Below are 17,745 nucleotides of genomic sequence, written 5' to 3'. Positions count from 1 at the left end.
AAACTTTCAATCCAGCGTATCCATTAAAGCCGGATCCTTTTCCAGCCGTTTTTTTAACAGCTGAAAATCACTATCGTTATCCAGAAGCCGATTTTCCACAATCTCGGCCGCATCTTTCCGGGCAGTCTCCAATGCCCGATAATCATGTACGAGATCTGCTACTTTAAATTCTGGCAGTCCGCTTTGTTTTTTTCCGAAAAAGTCCCCAGGTCCACGCAGCTTTAAATCCTGCTCAGACAACTCAAACCCGTTCGTTGTTTCTGTCATAATGCGCATTCTTTCTTTGCCTGTTTCTCCTTTTGGATCGGCAATTAAAATGCAGTAACTTTGCTTTTCTCCTCGGCCAACCCTCCCCCGGAGCTGATGTAATTGGGAAAGTCCAAAACGCTCGGCATCATATACGACCATGATTGTTGCATTGGGAACGTTAACTCCTACTTCAACGACCGTCGTAGATACGAGCACATGGATTTCGTTGTTGGCAAATTGGCTCATCACTTGTTCTTTTTCTTCTTGTTTGAGCCGTCCGTGCATTAAACCGACATTGATAGTTGGCGGGAAGAATTGAACGAGCTGCTGATGCAAGTCAACTGCATTTTGAATGTCCAATTTGTCGGATTCTTCGATCAGCGGACAAATAATATATGCCTGCTCACCAAGGGCGACATGTTTTTCTATCATCTTTAATACCCGCTCAAACATATTCTCCTTTGCCCAATACGTCTCAACTTGTTTTCTTCCTTTGGGCATTTCATCGATCGTCGACACGTCCATATCGCCGAAGGCCGTTATCGCCAAAGTGCGCGGAATCGGTGTAGCTGTCATAAAGAGGACATCCGGGTGAAGTCCTTTATCCCTGAGCGCCCTTCGCTGGTCCACCCCAAACCGGTGCTGTTCATCTACGATGACCAGGCCTAAATCATGAAAGAAAACTTCTTCTTGGATCAGAGCGTGGGTTCCGATAACAATGTCAATTTCCTGACGGAGGAGTCTGTCCAATATCTCTTTCCGCTTCTTTCCTTTGATAGAACCAGTGAGCAGGGCAATTTCCGCTCTATCTTTAAACATATTTTTTAAGGACTCATAATGCTGTTCAGCTAGAATTTCGGTCGGAACCATTAAGGCGCCTTGCTTTCCGGCAGTTACTGCCGCATAAAGGCTAATGGCAGCTACCGCTGTTTTTCCAGAGCCTACATCCCCTTGCAGAAGACGGTTCATCCGATAAGGAGACCTTAAGTCCCGCAAAATTTCATGAAGCGAGCGGGATTGGGCGGATGTTAGCGAAAAAGGAAAACTTTGAATAAACTGTTTTACTTTTTCCACATCATACCGGTGAGCATTCCCCGCTGTCTGTTCCCGATTTCGCTTGCGAATCAGCTGCATCTTCAGCTGGAATAGGAGGAGCTCCTCGTAGGTAAAGCGTCTGCGGGCATGTTTTAATGCCGCTCTGGAAGGGGGAAAATGCATCGTTTCCAGCGCTTTTAACCGGCTCGGAATTTTATATTCAAGCAGATACTGTTCTGGCAGGAATTCTTCAATCATGCTGCCGTACTGGTCCAATGCGGTCCGAATCAGCTTTTTTATTTTCATGTTCGTTAAATTTCCGCGCAGGGAATAAATTGGGTTGATCTCTGTTTCCTTTTCCATCGTACCGATTTTATAATTGCTTACCGTAATTTGCAGCCGATGAGCATCCCATTTCCCGGTAAGCGTCACAACAGCATTTGCTTTAATCTGTTTTTTCGCAAAAGCCCGGTTGAACATCACTGCCTTCACAGCGATGCCTTCCGTTTCGACCGTAAAGGTGAGCCGAGATTTTCTTTTGCCGTAATATGTAACGGAAGGCTCGTACAACACCCTTCCTTCAATTGTCACTTTATCCTCGTGAATGAGTTCGGAAATCGGCTTGATTTCCAAAACGTCGTATCGGTAAGGAAAATAATAAAGCAGGTCTTCAACGGTAAAAATGCGGAGGGCCGCCAAATCTTCAGCGACCCTCTCCCCTGCTCCTTTTATCGTTGTAATTGGGTCTGTCAGCATAAAATCCCTCTTTCTAGACAGATGCGCCAAAGATTTTCTCTTTCAGCAGCCGCCCTGTCGGTGTATCAGCTAATCCTCCTTCGCCGGTTTCTCTCAATGCAGAAGGCATTTGTTTGCCAATACGGTACATTGCACCGATGACTTCATCACAAGGAATTTTGCTTTTCACACCGGCAAGTGCCAAATCTGCCGAAACTAGCGCTTGAGATACTCCTAATGCATTTCGTTTCACACAAGGCACTTCTACCAATCCTGCAACCGGGTCACAAACTAGTCCGAGCATATTCTTTAATGTAATGGCGAAAGCATTGGCAGATTGCTCCGGCGTTCCGCCTGCCATTTCCACAATGGCGGCAGAAGCCATCGCTCCAGCGGAACCGATTTCCGCTTGACAGCCGCCAGCCGCACCTGATATAAAAGCATTATTTGCTACGACAAAACCGAAGGCGCCAGCTGTAAATAAAAAGCGAATCATGTCTTCCCTGCTAGGGTTAAACCGTTCCTTTACCGCGAACAAAGCTCCAGGAACACAGCCTGCACTGCCCGCGGTCGGTGTGGCACAAATAATTCCCATCGCAGCATTCACTTCATTAGTTCCCATCGCCTTCGAAACAGCATCCAAAAGGAGATTTCCGGAAAGCGGGGTATTTTCCTTCATATATTTTTGAATTCGGACTGCATCCCCGCCGGTTAAACCGGTAACGGATTGTACTCCTTTAAAGGCATCTTCAATTGCTTTTTCCATGACTTGCAAGTTTTTTTCCATTTGCTCGTATAATTCATCGCGGTTTTTTCCTTTTATATCCATTTCTTGCTGGATCATTACTTCGGAAATGGGAAGATCATGTTTTTCCGTTAACTCCAATAGCTCACTTACGGTACGAAATCGTATACCCATCTTTATTCCCCCTGTCAATATCAGCTAACGATTTTCGAAACTTTTATAATATGGTCTGCACCCTTTAATTCATTTAAAATAGTATCATCCACATTTTGGTCCGTCTCTATAACCATCAATGCATCCTTGCCGACATCTTTACGGTTTACTTCCATATGACCGATATTAATTCTATATTTTGCTAAAATCTTTGTAACCGATGCAATCGCTCCGAAGCGGTCATTGTGCAATACGAGTATGGCAGGATGATTGCCGGAAAGGCGCAGTTCGAAACCGTTCAGCTCAATAATTTCAATTTTTCCTCCGCCGATGGAAATTCCAACCAGTTCCAGCTCTTCTTTCCCGTCCCCGACAATTACTCTTGCCGTATTCGGATGGACGCTTGAGGCACTATCTTCAATAAATTCGATGTGAAGCCCTTCTTCTTTTGCTATATCTAAAGCTTTGCTCATGCGCGGATCGTCGGTTGCAAAGCCTAATAAACCTCCAGCTAGGGCAAAATCCGTTCCGTGGCCGCGATACGTTTTTGCAAAAGACTCATATAAGTGAATTTTTGCCCAAGCAGGCTGCTTGCCAAACAGATTTCTTGCTGCAAGCCCGATTCTTGCTGCGCCTGCAGTATGCGAGCTTGACGGTCCGACCATTACCGGGCCGATGATATCAAATACCGACTGATATTTCATTTCCCCCTACTCCTTCCCTGTTTGCTAAGTAAATTATAACAAACTCTATCGATTTAATCATTATTACAATGGTTACCATTTAAATCCCATGAAAGAAAATAAATCGCCAAAGATTTTTGGCGATTTATTCTACGGAGAATATATATGAGTAAATTGGCTGGTCCCCCTGGTGCACTTCAATTTCGACATCCTCAAATGTCTGCTCTACAAATGCGATAATATCGTCAGTTTCTTCCGCGGTTGCGTCTTCGCCGACGAGAATCGTTAATATTTCATCGTCATCTGTAATCATTTGTTCCAGCAATAATTTGACCGTCTCCTGCCGGTTCGGATCCGTTGCCACAATTTTGCCGTCACTAATTCCCATAAAATGACCTTTCTCAATCGTTATTCCTTCCATCTGGGTGTCTCTCACCGCATAAGTAATTTGTCCCGTTTTCACGAGTTTTCTTGCTTCATCCATCGCTTTCTGATTGGATTCGGTATCATTTTCCGGATGAAAAGCAAGCATGGCGCTAATTCCTTGAGGGATTGTCGTCGTCGGCACAACGACCGCATTCACTTCCGCAAGCTCTGCAGCCTGATCTGCTGCCATGCGGATATTTTTATTATTCGGCAGAACGATAACATTTTTCGCATTGGCTCGATTAATTGCTTCTGCAATGTCCTGGGTGCTCGGGTTCATCGTCTGGCCGCCTTCAATAACGACGGAAGCGCCAAGACTTTCAAACAAGTTTTTCAGCCCTTTGCCCATCGCTACGGTTACAATGCCATACTCTTTTTTCTCTTTTGGTTTTTCTTCCTTTTTATTGACAATAGCTGAATGTTGCTCCCGCATATTATCCACTTTCACCTTCAGGAAACTGCCAAACCGTTGGCCCAAATTGAGACATGTCCCCGGACTCTCCGTATGAATATGCACTTTTACAATTTCGTCATCAGAAACGACGAGCAATGAATCTCCATGTTCGCTTAATTCTTCACGGAACGCTTCTTCGCTGAATGGATGGGCTGCCAGTTTTTCCTCTTCAAACTTAATCATAAATTCGGTGCAATAGCCGTATACAATTTCCGAAGTATCCATAAATTCCTGGGCCTGATGATGCTCGTGATGAACGAGTTCGTCCATATCTAAAACATTCGGCTCTTCTTCCGGCAGCTCTTCGCCAGTTAACGCCGCCAAAAACCCTTCATATATCGTAACAAGTCCTTGGCCGCCTGAATCAACTACCCCGACTTCCTTCAGGACCGGCAGCAGTTCCGGCGTTCTTTTGAGAGAAACTTTTGCTTTCTTTAATACTTTTTCCATAAATACGACAATATCCGTTTCCTGCTTCGCAAGGAAAGCTGCTTCTTTTGCCGCATCTTTTGCGACGGTAAGAATGGTTCCTTCCACCGGTTTCATGACCGCTTTATAGGCAACAGCAACCCCTGTTTCAAAGGCTTCTGCCAAATCCTTTGTATCTAAAGAGTTTTTCTTATCGACTCCTTTGGCAAAGCCGCGGAAAATTTGCGATAAAATAACTCCCGAATTTCCTCTTGCTCCCATCAGCAAGCCTTTCGCAAAAGCGTTGGCTACTTCAGAAACGTTATCTGTATGTAATTTTTTTACCTCACTTGCCCCTGAAGTCATGGACAAGTTCATATTCGTACCTGTATCTCCATCCGGTACCGGAAAGACGTTTAATGCATCTATTTTTTTGGCGTTATTGGCCAGGTGGCGGGCACCTGATTGAATCATTTGTGCTAGCATAACACCATCGATTTTTGAAATGGTCACCATACTTCCTCCTTGAACATCCGCTATTAATCTTTTTCTACTCTAACACCTTGGACAAAAATATTTACCGAATCGACTGCTAATCCTAAAGATTTGCTTAAAGCATATTTTACTTGGGATTGGACATTGTTGGCTACTTCAGATATTTTCGTTCCATAGCTGACGATAATATACATATCAATATGAAGTTTATCATCTTCTTGACGAACGACAATCCCCCGGGAAAAATTCTCTTTCCGCAAGATTTCTGCAATGCCGTCTCTAATTTGACTTTTTGACGCCATGCCGACAATTCCGTAGCATTCCACTGCCGTACCGCCGGCAACGGTGGCAATTACATCCGTGGTAATAGTAACTTTGCCATCCTTTGTATTCAATTCAATGGACATAATAATCCTCCTTAAAACCTGCTTCTAATATAAGAAAATTATACTATAGCCCGATATTTTTAAAAGCTGGTACTAAACATTCAGACCAATGATTCATTTTCCCTTTTATAACAATGGATGAATTTATTTTAGATGTCAAGTGAATAAGTACTGTACGCAATTGAATCATTGCATTCTCCCAAGGTTTGTGATAAATTGAATGAGTATGATGACACATATATAGAGTTAGGAGGGAATAACATGGCTAGAAAATGTGTTGTTACTGGACGTGGTACCCGCAGCGGAAATCAACGCTCTCACGCTATGAATTCCAATAAGCGCAAATGGAAAGCAAATGTGCAAAAAGTGCGCATTATGGTAGATGGAAAACCGAAAAAAGTATACGTTTCTGCCCGTGCATTAAAGTCTGGGAAAGTGGAACGTGTCTAATTTTAATGAAACAATGTAATGAAGAGACAAGGAATTTTCTATATTCTATATCTCTTAAAAAACACCCGATGACGTTGAAATGTCTTTTTAATTTTGAAAGCTTTTCACGAAGCAGGGTGTTTTTTCATTTCGGAAATCTCTTTCCAATCCCCCTCCTATCAGAAATTAAAAAAAATGCTTTTGCCATCTTATGGAGATGAAACAAAAGCGAATGACAAGTTATTTATCCTTTTTAAAAATGCCGATGACGATTTTTACAAATCCGCCGATAAATTTTGGGAGTTTAATCGTATAAAATTTCATAAGTGCCCTCCTATCGTGACTTCCATTCAAATCACATTGCGACTCTTTATAACTAATACTATGCCTTCCTGAAAAGAAAAAGTACCACTATTTTCAAGAAGTTCATTGGAAATACAGCGGGTGGACCCCCAACAAATCGTCGCTTCTTTCAGCGGATAGTAAAAACCTTCTAATGATAGTTTTTCCACCTTTTTTGAAAAGGGTATAAATGATATATAGGGATAATGTTTGTCTTTTGTAATTTCATATGTCCCGGGGAAAAACATTTCAATTCGATTCTGTTTGTCAACGATAACTCCTTGGATGCCCTTTTGGCGGATCGTATACAATTGCTGGATATTTGCCAAACCGTGATCCAGCCTTCCTCCGGTAACGCCAAATAAATATATGTTTTCTGGCTTTAGCTGATAAGCGATTATGAGTGCTAATTCCAAATCGGTTTCGTTTTTTTCTTCGGGGTGGTGTTGAAAATGTTTGCTATATTGCTTGATTCTTTGTCTCTCTTCGCTGCTGACGGAATCAAAATCGCCGACTGCATATTGCATATAAATGTTTTCTCTTGCCAGAAACAAGGCGCCCCGGTCTGCACCAATCCAAATATCAATGTCCTCAGAAAAACGGCGGAAATCTTCGAGCAGTTCTTCGGGGCCATTCCCGACGATTCCAATAGACAGCATATTAATTCCCTTTCACGCTGTTTACGATGGTTTCAATCGCTTTTGCCCTGTCCTTTTCGTTGAAGATGGCACTTCCGGCGACCAAAATGTCAGCTCCCTTATCCGTACACCATTTTGCCGTTTCACGGTTTACTCCGCCGTCCACTTCAATCTGGAAGGACAAGTTCAACTCTTCACGCCACTTGGCAATCTCCCAAATTTTCGGCAACGTCTCCTTAATAAATGATTGCCCGCCAAATCCCGGATTGACCGTCATAACTAAAACGAGATCGACATCAGCAAGGATTGGTTTAATCAGCTGTGCCGGTGTTGCCGGATTGATCACAACTCCTGCCTGCACTCCGTTGTCTTTTATCAGCTGAATTGTTCGATGGAGATGGGTACACGCTTCTTGGTGCACAGAAATAATCGACGCACCGCTCTTGGCAAACTCTGGAATATATTGATCCGGATTCTCAATCATTAAATGGACGTCCAAGGGCAGCTTTGTATGGGGCTTTATCGCCTCCACGACTAACGGCCCAATCGTAATATTCGGGACGAAATGACCGTCCATGACGTCCACATGCAAATAATCTGCCCCTGCTATTTCCACTTCCTTAATTTCATCTTTTAATTTGGAAAAATCCGCAGAAAGAATAGATGGTGCAATTTTTACCATGTTAATACCTCGGCTTTCTGTTTTGAATTTCATTTAAAAAACGCAAATAATTTTCATAACGGAACGATGCGATTTGCTCCTTGTCCACCGCCTGTTTTACGGCACATGCAGGTTCCTTGTCATGTAAACAGCCGCGGAATTTGCATTGCTCCTTTCGCTTAGCCATTTCCGGAAAACAATCGGTCAGTTCATCCGGATCGATCTCAGTTAATTCTAAGGAGCTGAAGCCTGGTGTATCCGCAATTAGCCCATCAAATGCCTCTATCAGTTCCACGTGTCTCGTCGTATGTTTTCCCCTGCCTAAGCTTTCCGACACTTCATTCGTTGCCAATGTAAGGGACGGGACCAAGGCATTTAATAGCGAAGATTTTCCTACCCCGGACTGGCCGGCAAAAACGGTAACCTTCCCCTTAAAATAATGGCCTAAATCCGGCAGACCATCTTTGTCTTTTACCGACAGCAATTCTACCGGATAGCCAATATTTTTATATACTTTTTGATAATGGAGGATGGTTTCTTTCTCTTTATCCGACAGTAAATCCGCTTTCGTAATAAAAATGACCGGTTGGATCTGCTTATATTCCACTAATACAAGAAACCGATCCAGTAGTATTGGACTGAATTCTGGGGAGCGAGCAGAACTGATAATGATAGCCTGGTCAATATTTGCGATCGGAGGGCGTATGAGTTCCGTTGACCGCGGTTCAATGCGCATAATATATCCTTCTTCATAATCCCTTCGTTCAAATTCGACAAAATCACCGACGAGGGGAGAAATTTTCTGATTCCGAAATACTCCCCGCCCCTGGCAACGATAGATTTTATCCCCAGACTTTACATAATAGAATCCGCTTAATGCTTTAATTATTCTGCCTCTCTCCATTTATTCACCTTCCTCATAAGTGACAACCTGATTCCTCAGTACTTCATCATCCCGGGTAATAATATATTCCGCTTGTCCTCCTTCAGGGATCGTTAACGTAAAAGTAAATTCTGTATCTTCTTTAATCGCCCGTTCTTCATACACTTCCGAAATATCGTTATTTACATCACCGATATAAATTCTTACAACTTGTTCCGGACGTTCCTCTCCTTCCCCGTCAGCACTGAGCGTATACGGCACGGTATACGTGACGGAATGGGAGATAGGCGGTCTTTGTTCCATCCCTTTTGAAACGTAAACATCCACCGTCGTATTTTCCTGTACATTCGTCCCAGGTTTTGGCGATTGTCTGATGACTGCACCTTCAGGAATGACATCGGAATTTTCTTCAATCACGTTCATCCGTAAATTATTGTTTTCCAAATATTGTTTTGCTTCAGAAACGGTCATCCCTGATAAATCAGTTAATTGCACCAGTTCAGGTCCTTTGCTTATTTCAAAAATTATCTTCGTTTCACTTGGGACGACTTCGCTTTCAGGCGCTGGCTGTAACTGGGTAATAATTTCGCCGACCGGTTTTTCTGAGTATACTTCATAAGTTACAATGTCGGTAAATCCTTCCCTTTCCAGCAATCGTTTCACTTGGCTAAAATCTTGTCCCGTATAGTCACCAAATACGATTTTTTCTTTCCCTTCACTGATGAAGAGGGTCACTGCAGAACCGGTTTTCACCGTCCGGCCGCTTTTTGGGCTTGTTCTGACAACGAAGCCTTCTTCAATTTCTTCCGATGGAATTCGTTCCTTTTCTACAACGAGTCCCAATTCCTCCAGCAAATCCCTTGCTTCCTCTGCTTCCATTTCGATAACATCTGGCATCGTTACTTCCTTCGATAACAGAATTCCCGGATAGATAAACAGTACTACAATGGCAGCTAAAAACAGCATTAATACGCTTGCACCAATCAGCAGCCATCTTTTCCTTTTTTGTTTTTTTCCATTTTTCTTTTTGCTTTTCTTCTTCTTATTTTTCTTATTCGCCGGTGGCGGAGTTTGGTTATCTTCGTATTCTTTTGTTTCCCCGTTTCCGTGATGGACAATGGTTTCCTGATCATAATCGTGTTTAAACTCGTTATCCGTAATAATCGGAATAGCCTTCGTCTCCTCCCCCGTTTCTTTCGGAGGAGTAAACGGGGGCTCATGTAATTTATCCGGATCAAGGGCCGTATCCAATGCCTCTTCTAAATCATAAATCGTCTCGTAACGGTGAAAAGGGTTCTTCGCCGTTGCTTTTAAGACAATATTTTCCACACTTTGCGGAATATCCTGATTAAATCGCCGAACGGAAGGGGTTTCGCTTTGCAGATGCTTTAAAGCGATAGATACTGGCGATTGGCCTGAAAATGGCAGCCTGCCTGTCAGCAGTTCAAAAAAGACAATCCCTAACGAGTATATGTCCGACTTTTTCGTAGCCATACCGCCTCTTGCCTGTTCAGGCGACAAATAATGAACAGAGCCGAGAATGGAATTCGTTTGCGTGAGCGCAGTGGCACTCAGTGCAACGGCAATGCCGAAATCCGTCACTTTCACATTTCCGTAATGATCCATTAAAATATTTTGCGGCTTAATGTCCCTATGTATAATATTGTTGGCATGGGCATGCTGAATTGCCGAAGCAATCTGTTTCATGATATCGATCGCTTCCTCAACCGGAAGGGGACCATACTCTTTTATGTATTCTTTTAATGTCATCCCTTCGACATATTCCATGACCATGTATAAAAGATCATCTTCTTCCCCAACATCATAAATACTGACGATATTCGGGTGGGATAGGCTCGTTGCCGACTGGGCTTCCCGGTCAAAGCGGGCGATGAACTCCTGGTCATGTGCATATTCCGTTCGCAGCTGTTTTACAGCGACATCCCGCTCCAGTATAATGTCCCTTGCCAAATACACGTCCGCCATGCCGCCGCCGCCAATTTTTGCCTTGATCAGATACCGGTCATTGAGAAGGTGATCTTTTCTCAACTTTCTCACCTGCTTCCACCTTCGCATCGTCAACTAATAGGATGAGCGAAATATTGTCTTCTCCGCCGCGTTCATTGGCAAGGTCAATCAGCTTTCGGCCAATTTCTTCAATTGGCTTGTCTTCCGATACGATTTCCGACAGCTCTTCATCCCGGATTTTATCCGTTAGTCCGTCGGAACAGAGCAATACTTTTATCCCCTTTTCTAAAGGTACGGTCTGAACGTCCATGTTCACCTTTTCCTCAGAGCCCAGTGCCCTTAAGACGACATTTCTCCTCGGGTGGGTAGCTGCATCGTCTTTGGAAAGCTGACCAGACTGGACGAGGGCATTGACGAGGGAGTGATCTTCTGTTACTTGTTCAATCGTCTGCTGGCGAAAAACATAACATCGGCTGTCCCCAATATGGGCAATGATTAAATGTTCGTCTAAGCAAACGACACTGACGATTGTCGTTCCCATGCCCTCACATTCTTTATTCGACTGGGCATGGCGATAAATTAATGCGTTTACTTCCGAAATATGTTTCTTCAGCCATGTTTCTACTTCTTCAGGTGATGAAAAACGCTTTGTTTCTTCCCATCTCTCTTTCATTGCGTTAATCGCCATTTGACTGGCCACGTCTCCTGCCTGATGTCCGCCCATGCCATCTGCAATAATAGCCAGCAGCTGGTTCGATTCATTGTAAAATATGCCGCCTGCGTCTTCATTATGGGTACGTACTTTGCCGCGGTCGGTCAGGAATGTACCGATCATGCTAACCCCCCTAAACTAATGCGTGTACTATTTAGTTCAAGTATTACACAAAATCTTCCAGAAAAGAACAAAAATAATCAAACTTTTTTCAAACGGGTTAAAAAGAATCCGTCCGTTGCATAATCTTGAGGAAATAACTGCAGACCGTATTCCGTTAAACCCGGTGCATTTTTTAATAGCGGAGGCAAATCATCACGAAACGATGCATCCAACGCATAATCAGGATGAGTATGTAAAAATCGTTTCACAACTTCTTCATTTTCTTTTAATTCTACGGTGCATGTACTATATATTATCGTACCGTTGGACTTCAATAACGGGCTCACCCCGTCTAAGATTGCCAGCTGGACTTCCTGTAAACGTTCGATATCCCTTTCTTCCTTTTTATATTTTATTTCGGGCTTTCCCCGGATGACGCCAAGACCGGAACAAGGCGCATCAACAAGAATATAGTCAAAACTTTCCGGAGCATACATCTTTTTTAAATTTCGGGCATCCCCTTTGCTGGCATGGATAATTGACAGTTCTAACGCAGCCGCTTTCTCTTCTATCAGTTTTACTTTCTTTTGGTGGAGATCATAAGCATCGATTCTTCCTCGGTTCTTCATTTTTTCAGCAATATGGGTCGCCTTTCCTCCCGGAGCACTGCATGCATCTAACACGCGGGAATCTGGTTTTGGCTTGAGCATTTCCGCTACGAGCATGGAACTTTGATCTTGTACGGTAAGATAATTTTGCCGGAATAAAGATGATGAAATAATATTCCCCTTTTCCACAATAATCCCTTGCTCCGAAAATGGCGACGGACGTACGGTTAGTCCTTCCTGCTGCAACGTTTCCAGCGCTTCATCACGGCTTATTCTTAAAGGCTGAATCCGGACAGAGATGGGCTTTCTCTCTAAATTTGCTTCACACATTGCTTGTGCCCGCGAAAATCCGTAGGCATTTACCCAGCGGCGAACGAGCCAGTAAGGATGGCTTGTCCTTATGGCAAGCCGCTCTGTCTCATCGGTTATCGAAGAAAATAGGGAAACAAAATGGTCTCTCCCTTTCCGCTGCACGTTTCGCAGCACCCCGTTTACAAGACCGGCAATCCCTTTATGGCCTCTTGCTTTTGCAATCTCCACTGCCTCATGAATGATTGCATGGTCGGGTATTTTATCTAAATAAATCATTTGGTAGAGTGACATTCTGAGAAGCATCCGCACCCATACATCCAGCTTTTTCTTCTTTTGTATAAATGGGTCCAGGAAAAAATCTAACGTAAGCTTCCGCTGCAGGGTGCCATAGACGATTTCCGTTATCAGAGCACGATCCTTTTCCGAATACGTTTTCCCTTCCAGTTCAAAATTTAATAGTAAATTGCTGTAACCTTCATCCTTCTCGATGCGCAGGAGTATATCCAAAATATTGTTTCGTAATTTCGTCACGTTAACCTCCTAAAATCGTCCCGATTTTAATCCGCTCTTTGGAGCCTTGCAAATAATCTTTCACCATCATTCTTTTCTTTCCTGCCGGCTGGATTTCCGTAACAGATAGACCCTTTCCGTCGCCGCAGATTACGGTAAAAGCATCTCTTTCTACCCGGATAATTTCTCCTGGTTTTCCGCTATATTGTGTATGATCCGTCTCTCCCCACCAAATTTTCATGATTTTGCCTTCATACGTTGTATAGGCAACAGGCCATGGATGCAGGCCGCGAATGTGGTTAAAGATTTCCTGGGCAGTCTTTGTCCAGTCTATTTTCTCTTCTTCCCGCCTAATGTTTGCAGCAAAAGTCGCCTTCGCTTCATCCTGCGGCACCGGCTCGATTTCCCTGGCAAATATTTTTGGCAATGTTTCCATTAATAATTGAGCACCTGCTTCAGAAAGTTTGTCATGCATCGAGCCGACATGATCCTTTTCATCAATTGGGACTTTGACTTGACTGATAATATCGCCGGCATCGAGTTTTTCCGCCATATACATAATCGTAATTCCTGTTTCCTTTTTGCCGGCAATTATTGCGTGGTGAATCGGTGCTCCGCCTCGAAACTCGGGAAGCAAGGATGCGTGAACATTGATGCAGCCAAAAGGCGGAGCGTCCAGCAGCGCTTTCGGCAGCAGTTGGCCGTAGGCGGCGGTGACGATGATATCCGGATGATAGGATAAAACTTTTTTATATTCATCACGCAGTTTTTCCGGCTGAAATACGGGAATTCCCAGTTTTTCCCCTGCTGTTTTCACTGGCGGAGGCGTGAGTATTTTTTTTCTTCCCTTTGGCCGGTCCGGCTGGGTTACGATCAGTACTACTTCATATTCGGGATTATTTGCTAAAGATTGTAAAATGGGAACTGAAAAATCCGGCGTTCCCATGAAGACAATTTTTTTCATCAAGCGAACCTTCCTTCTAATCTAGTTTCCTTTGTTTACATTAAATGATACGGCTCCATATCGATAATAATTTGCAGTCCGTATTTTCTGCGGATTTCTTCAAACTGATTTGCCGCTTTTCGCAAAAAATGGGCAAGCTTCGGTTCGTATTTATATTTCACAATACATTGATAGCGGTACTTATCATTTATTTTCGGAATCGGCGACGGTGTCGGCCCCAGGATTACCGTTTTTTCATTGACCATTTTCAATAAAAGCTGGGCAAATCTTTGTGCCGATTGGATGGCCATCGCCCTATTTTCACAAGAAATCGTTATAAGTGCCAAATAAACGTAGGGCGGATATTGAAAGCTTTTTCGCATTTTCATTTCCTGTTGGAAAAAGGCGGCAAAATCATATTCGCTTGCCAGCTGAACTGCATAATGTTCCGGTGTGTACGTTTGCACTACTACTTCTCCCGGCCGTTCATGTCTTCCGGCTCTTCCGCTTACTTGGGTCAATAATTGAAACGTTTTTTCGCTGGAACGGAAATCTGGCAAATGGAGCATGGAATCAGCTGTTAATACCCCGACGAGCGTTACATTTTCAAAGTCTAAGCCTTTGGCAATCATTTGCGTGCCGAGCAAAATATCCGCTTTTCCTTCGCCGAATTGTTTTAAAATTTTTTCATGGGCGCCTTTCTTTCTCGTCGTGTCTACATCCATCCGCAACACCCTTGCTTCAGGAATAAGCTTTGTTAACGCTTCTTCTACCCGCTCCGTTCCGGTGCCGAAAAATCGAATCAGACTGCTTTGGCAGCTCGGACAAACAGATGGAACAAACTCTTCAAATGTACAATAATGACATTTAAGGCGGCCGCTTTTTTTATGATACGTCAGGGCGATGTCACAATGGGGGCACTTATTCACATGGCCGCACTCTCGGCACATGACAAAGGTTGAATAGCCCCGCCGATTGAGCAATAATACGCTCTGTTCGCCCTTCAGCAGGCGGTCTTCCAATTTTTCCATTAAGTTTCGGGAAAACATCGTCCGGTTTCCGGCGTGCAATTCTTTTCGCATGTCGACGATATCCACTTGCGGCATTGGCTGATTATTCGTTCGTTTTGTTAATTCACATAAGTGGTATATCCCTTTTATTGCCCTTGCATAGGACTCAAGCGAAGGAGTGGCACTCCCCAATACGACGGGACATTGATGATATTTCCCGCGGCGTATGGCCACATCCCTTGCATGATACCGCGGCTGGTCTTCCTGTTTGTAGCTCGTTTCATGTTCTTCATCAATAATTATAATACCGATATTTTCAAAGGGAGCAAAGATTGCCGAACGGGCACCGACGACTACTTGAACTTTTTTTTGCTGAATTTTCCGCCACTCATCGTATTTTTCGCCGGCAGACAAAGCACTATGCATGACAGCAACATTTTTCCCGAACCTGCTTTTAAATCGCCGAACCATTTGAGGAGTTAAAGAAATTTCCGGAACGAGAACAATTGCTTCTTTTCCTTTCTCAATCACCTTTTGAATTGCCTGCAAATATACCTCGGTTTTCCCGCTTCCTGTTACCCCGTGGAGCAGAAATACGTCATGTTTGCCGTTTTCAATGCTTGCGGTTATTGAAGCAAAGGCGTTTTTTTGCTCGTCGGTTAACGGGAGGGGGCTCGTCCGTTCAATATCCTCATCATGAAAAGGATTGCGAAAAACCTCTTTTCGGAATGTTTCGATAAGCCCCTTTTCTGCCAGGTTTTTAATCGTACTCGCTGTAGTATCCAGCTTCCGGCATAGCAGGTTCTGTTCCACCGGATTCGGATGAGCAAGAAAATAATCGATTATTTTTCTTTGTTTTTTCGCATTTTTCGGCAAATCGAGCAAGGCTTCTTCCAAATAAATACTATCTCTTTTTGGTCTAACCATCGTAACGAACTTTTTCGTAATTCTCGATTTAACTACGTAGCTTATTTCCACGTCGCCCTGATGAACCGCCTTTTGCAATTGATGGTAACTGATGGGAGAATTGGCAAATTCCTCAAAAGGAATTACGTCTCGTCCTTGAAACAAAAATTCCCATGGTTCAGGAAGCATTTCCTCTGTCCGCCGTACTATTTCCTTTTTATATTTGGATTTCAGCACTTGCGGGAGCATTGCTTGCAATGCAGTTACCGTAAGGCTGACAGTTCGGTCTGCAAGCCAATTGCCAAGTTCCAGCAATTCTTCCGTTAATACCGGTGCAACATCCAATACGTCAATAATTTCCTTTACGTTTTCCGCTTCTGATTCATCGGTTATCTCAACGACAAAACCCATTATCTTCCTTGGGCCAAAGGGGACAACTACCCGCATTCCTTTTTCAACCATACGGCTAAATCGTCCTGGGATGACATAATCAAACGCTTTGTTTAACGAATTGGAAGGGACGTCCACAATGACTTTCGCTATTTTCAAAGTGATTCATCCTTCATATCTTGAATGATCAGACGAAAAAGTTGTCGAGCTATTTCCTTTTTTGGCGCAAGGGGGAGCTGTTTTTCCCGTTTTTCATTTACGTATGTAACGATATTCGTATCCGACTGGAAACCTGCCCCTTCCTGCGCTACGTTGTTTACGACAATGGCGTCTAAATTTTTTTTCTTTAATTTTGCTTTTCCGTATTCGATTGGGTTCACCGTTTCCGCGGCAAAACCGACTAGAAATTGGCGGGTTTTCTTTTCTCCTAAAGACTGTAAAATATCTTTTGTCCTCTCCATTTCTATTACCCAATTGCCTTCTTTCTTTTTCACTTTTTGGTCATATACGACTTTTGGACGGTAATCTGCTACCGCCGCAGCTTTTATGACAATATCACTTTCTTCAAAATAGGTGTGCATCGCTTTATACATATCCTCCGCCGAAGTGACGTCGACTCTTTTCACAAGGGGGCTATTTATTTTTTCGTTGGTCGGACCGGCAACGAGGGTCACTTCCGCTCCGAATTCAGCCGCTGCTTCCGCCAAGGCAAATCCCATTTTTCCCGAAGAACGATTCGTAAAATAACGGACTGGATCAATCGTTTCCTGGGTTGGTCCAGCTGATACGAGCACTTTTTTTCCGGAGAGCAGGGACGGCTTCTTCCTTTTCTGATGGGTTTCCAAAACATGAATAATTGTTTCCGGCTCTTCCAAACGGCCTTTTCCGACATAGCCGCAGGCAAGATAGCCAGACCCGGGTTCGATAAAATGGTAGCCCCACTCTTCCAGCTGTTTCATATTGCGTATAACTGCCGGATGCTGATACATATGTACATTCATTGCAGGTGCAATGTACACATCTGCTTCTGTTGCCAATAGCGTCGTTGAAAGCATATCGTCCGCAATTCCGTTCGCCAGCTTTCCGATAATATTGGCAGTGGCAGGTGCGATGACGACAATATCTGCCCAGTCGGCTGCATCAATATGGGCAATTTTCTTCGGATCAAATTCATCAAATGTATCGATATATACCGTGTTCCTGGATAACGCCTGAAACGTCAGTGGAGATACGAATTTTGCCGCATTTTCCGTCATCATCACTTTGACATTGGCACCCTTTTGGACGAGCTTGCTCGTTAACGTACATGCTTTATATGAAGCGATTCCTCCTGAAACCCCTACTAAAATATTTTTCTCCTGTAGCATCCCGTTTCTTCCTTTCTTGTTCCGACTTCAGCTTCAAGTATATTTATATCACAATCCTGCTATATTTTCCTGAACGGCGGACGAATTGAGATAGGGGGAGGTGACTAACCTCCGTCCCTCTCACACCACCGTACGTACGGTTCCGTATACGGCGGTTCCAGATTATGTATGACGCAAAATTTCATATCTAGCGGA

16 protein-coding genes are annotated in these 17,745 nt (G+C 43.7%); 1 reads left to right on the top strand and 15 read right to left on the bottom strand.

Annotated elements, in window-relative coordinates; genetic code table 11:
* Positions 1–6 precede the first annotated feature (6 nt).
* The 5 genes from recG to IEV18_RS01585 form a co-directional block, all read right to left on the bottom strand.
* Positions 7–2,040, bottom strand: coding sequence for an ATP-dependent DNA helicase RecG (gene recG, locus IEV18_RS01605; RefSeq protein WP_188390623.1), 2,034 nt, complete (start codon positions 2,038–2,040; stop codon positions 7–9).
* 13 nt (positions 2,041–2,053) lie between these two features.
* The gene (gene sdaAA / locus IEV18_RS01600; protein WP_188390622.1) at positions 2,054–2,938 is read right to left on the bottom strand and encodes an L-serine ammonia-lyase, iron-sulfur-dependent, subunit alpha; all 885 of its coding nucleotides are present in this window, start codon (positions 2,936–2,938) and stop codon (positions 2,054–2,056) included.
* A 20-nt stretch (positions 2,939–2,958) separates the two neighbouring features.
* Positions 2,959–3,621 (bottom strand): L-serine ammonia-lyase, iron-sulfur-dependent subunit beta, encoded by a 663-nt coding sequence (gene sdaAB, locus IEV18_RS01595; protein ID WP_188390621.1) that lies wholly within the window; start codon positions 3,619–3,621, stop codon positions 2,959–2,961.
* Between the two features lie 124 nt (positions 3,622–3,745).
* The gene (gene fakA, locus IEV18_RS01590) at positions 3,746–5,401 is read right to left on the bottom strand and encodes a DAK2 domain-containing protein (RefSeq protein ID WP_188390620.1); all 1,656 of its coding nucleotides are present in this window, start codon (positions 5,399–5,401) and stop codon (positions 3,746–3,748) included.
* A gap of 26 nt (positions 5,402–5,427) precedes the next feature.
* Positions 5,428–5,790, bottom strand: a complete 363-nt coding sequence (locus tag IEV18_RS01585; protein ID WP_188390619.1) for an Asp23/Gls24 family envelope stress response protein — start codon at positions 5,788–5,790, stop codon at positions 5,428–5,430.
* A gap of 240 nt (positions 5,791–6,030) precedes the next feature.
* On the opposite strand from IEV18_RS01585, the gene rpmB reads away from it, so the two are divergent.
* Positions 6,031–6,219 carry a 50S ribosomal protein L28 gene (gene rpmB / locus IEV18_RS01580; RefSeq protein WP_188390618.1) on the top strand — a complete coding sequence of 63 codons (189 nt, stop codon included), beginning with the start codon at positions 6,031–6,033 and terminating at the stop codon, positions 6,217–6,219.
* Positions 6,220–6,438: 219 nt separating this feature from the next.
* Here the strand turns inward: rpmB and spoVM are convergent, their stop codons facing one another.
* The 10 genes from spoVM to coaBC all read right to left on the bottom strand — a co-directional run bounded on the left by spoVM (position 6,439) and on the right by coaBC (position 17,550).
* Entirely contained in the window at positions 6,439–6,522 is an 84-nt protein-coding gene (gene spoVM / locus IEV18_RS01575) for a stage V sporulation protein SpoVM (protein ID WP_188390702.1), read from the bottom strand.
* A 26-nt stretch (positions 6,523–6,548) separates the two neighbouring features.
* Positions 6,549–7,199, bottom strand: coding sequence for a thiamine diphosphokinase (locus IEV18_RS01570; protein WP_188390617.1), 651 nt, complete (start codon positions 7,197–7,199; stop codon positions 6,549–6,551).
* 1 nt (position 7,200) lies between these two features.
* A complete protein-coding gene (rpe, locus tag IEV18_RS01565) occupies positions 7,201–7,860 on the bottom strand; it encodes a ribulose-phosphate 3-epimerase (RefSeq protein WP_188390616.1) in 660 nt (219 codons plus the stop codon).
* 1 nt (position 7,861) lies between these two features.
* On the bottom strand, positions 7,862–8,743 hold the full coding sequence (rsgA, locus tag IEV18_RS01560; protein WP_188390615.1) for a ribosome small subunit-dependent GTPase A: 882 nt from the start codon (positions 8,741–8,743) through the stop codon (positions 7,862–7,864).
* Entirely contained in the window at positions 8,744–10,771 is a 2,028-nt protein-coding gene (gene pknB / locus IEV18_RS01555; RefSeq protein WP_308421527.1) for a Stk1 family PASTA domain-containing Ser/Thr kinase, read from the bottom strand. It abuts the gene before it with no gap.
* Positions 10,746–11,525 (bottom strand): Stp1/IreP family PP2C-type Ser/Thr phosphatase, encoded by a 780-nt coding sequence (locus IEV18_RS01550; protein ID WP_188390613.1) that lies wholly within the window; start codon positions 11,523–11,525, stop codon positions 10,746–10,748. The genes pknB and IEV18_RS01550 overlap by 26 nt, the downstream gene beginning before the upstream one ends.
* 77 nt (positions 11,526–11,602) lie before the next feature.
* Positions 11,603–12,955: a 16S rRNA (cytosine(967)-C(5))-methyltransferase RsmB gene (gene rsmB, locus IEV18_RS01545; RefSeq protein WP_188390612.1), complete on the bottom strand. Its 1,353-nt coding sequence runs from the start codon at positions 12,953–12,955 to the stop codon at positions 11,603–11,605.
* Position 12,956: 1 nt separating this feature from the next.
* Positions 12,957–13,898, bottom strand: coding sequence for a methionyl-tRNA formyltransferase (gene fmt, locus IEV18_RS01540; protein WP_188390611.1), 942 nt, complete (start codon positions 13,896–13,898; stop codon positions 12,957–12,959).
* Between the two features lie 35 nt (positions 13,899–13,933).
* Entirely contained in the window at positions 13,934–16,342 is a 2,409-nt protein-coding gene (gene priA / locus IEV18_RS01535; protein WP_188390610.1) for a primosomal protein N', read from the bottom strand.
* Positions 16,339–17,550: a bifunctional phosphopantothenoylcysteine decarboxylase/phosphopantothenate--cysteine ligase CoaBC gene (gene coaBC, locus IEV18_RS01530; RefSeq protein WP_188390609.1), complete on the bottom strand. Its 1,212-nt coding sequence runs from the start codon at positions 17,548–17,550 to the stop codon at positions 16,339–16,341. Before coaBC ends, priA begins: the two co-directional genes overlap by 4 nt.
* Between the last annotated feature and the right edge of the window lie 195 nt (positions 17,551–17,745).

Source organism: Compostibacillus humi (assembly GCF_014637175.1).
Taxonomy (GTDB): Bacteria; Bacillota; Bacilli; order Bacillales; family Amphibacillaceae; genus Oceanobacillus; species Oceanobacillus humi.
The sequence above is the reverse complement of the archived record's forward strand: the minus strand, read 5'-3'. Positions and strand labels throughout refer to the sequence as shown.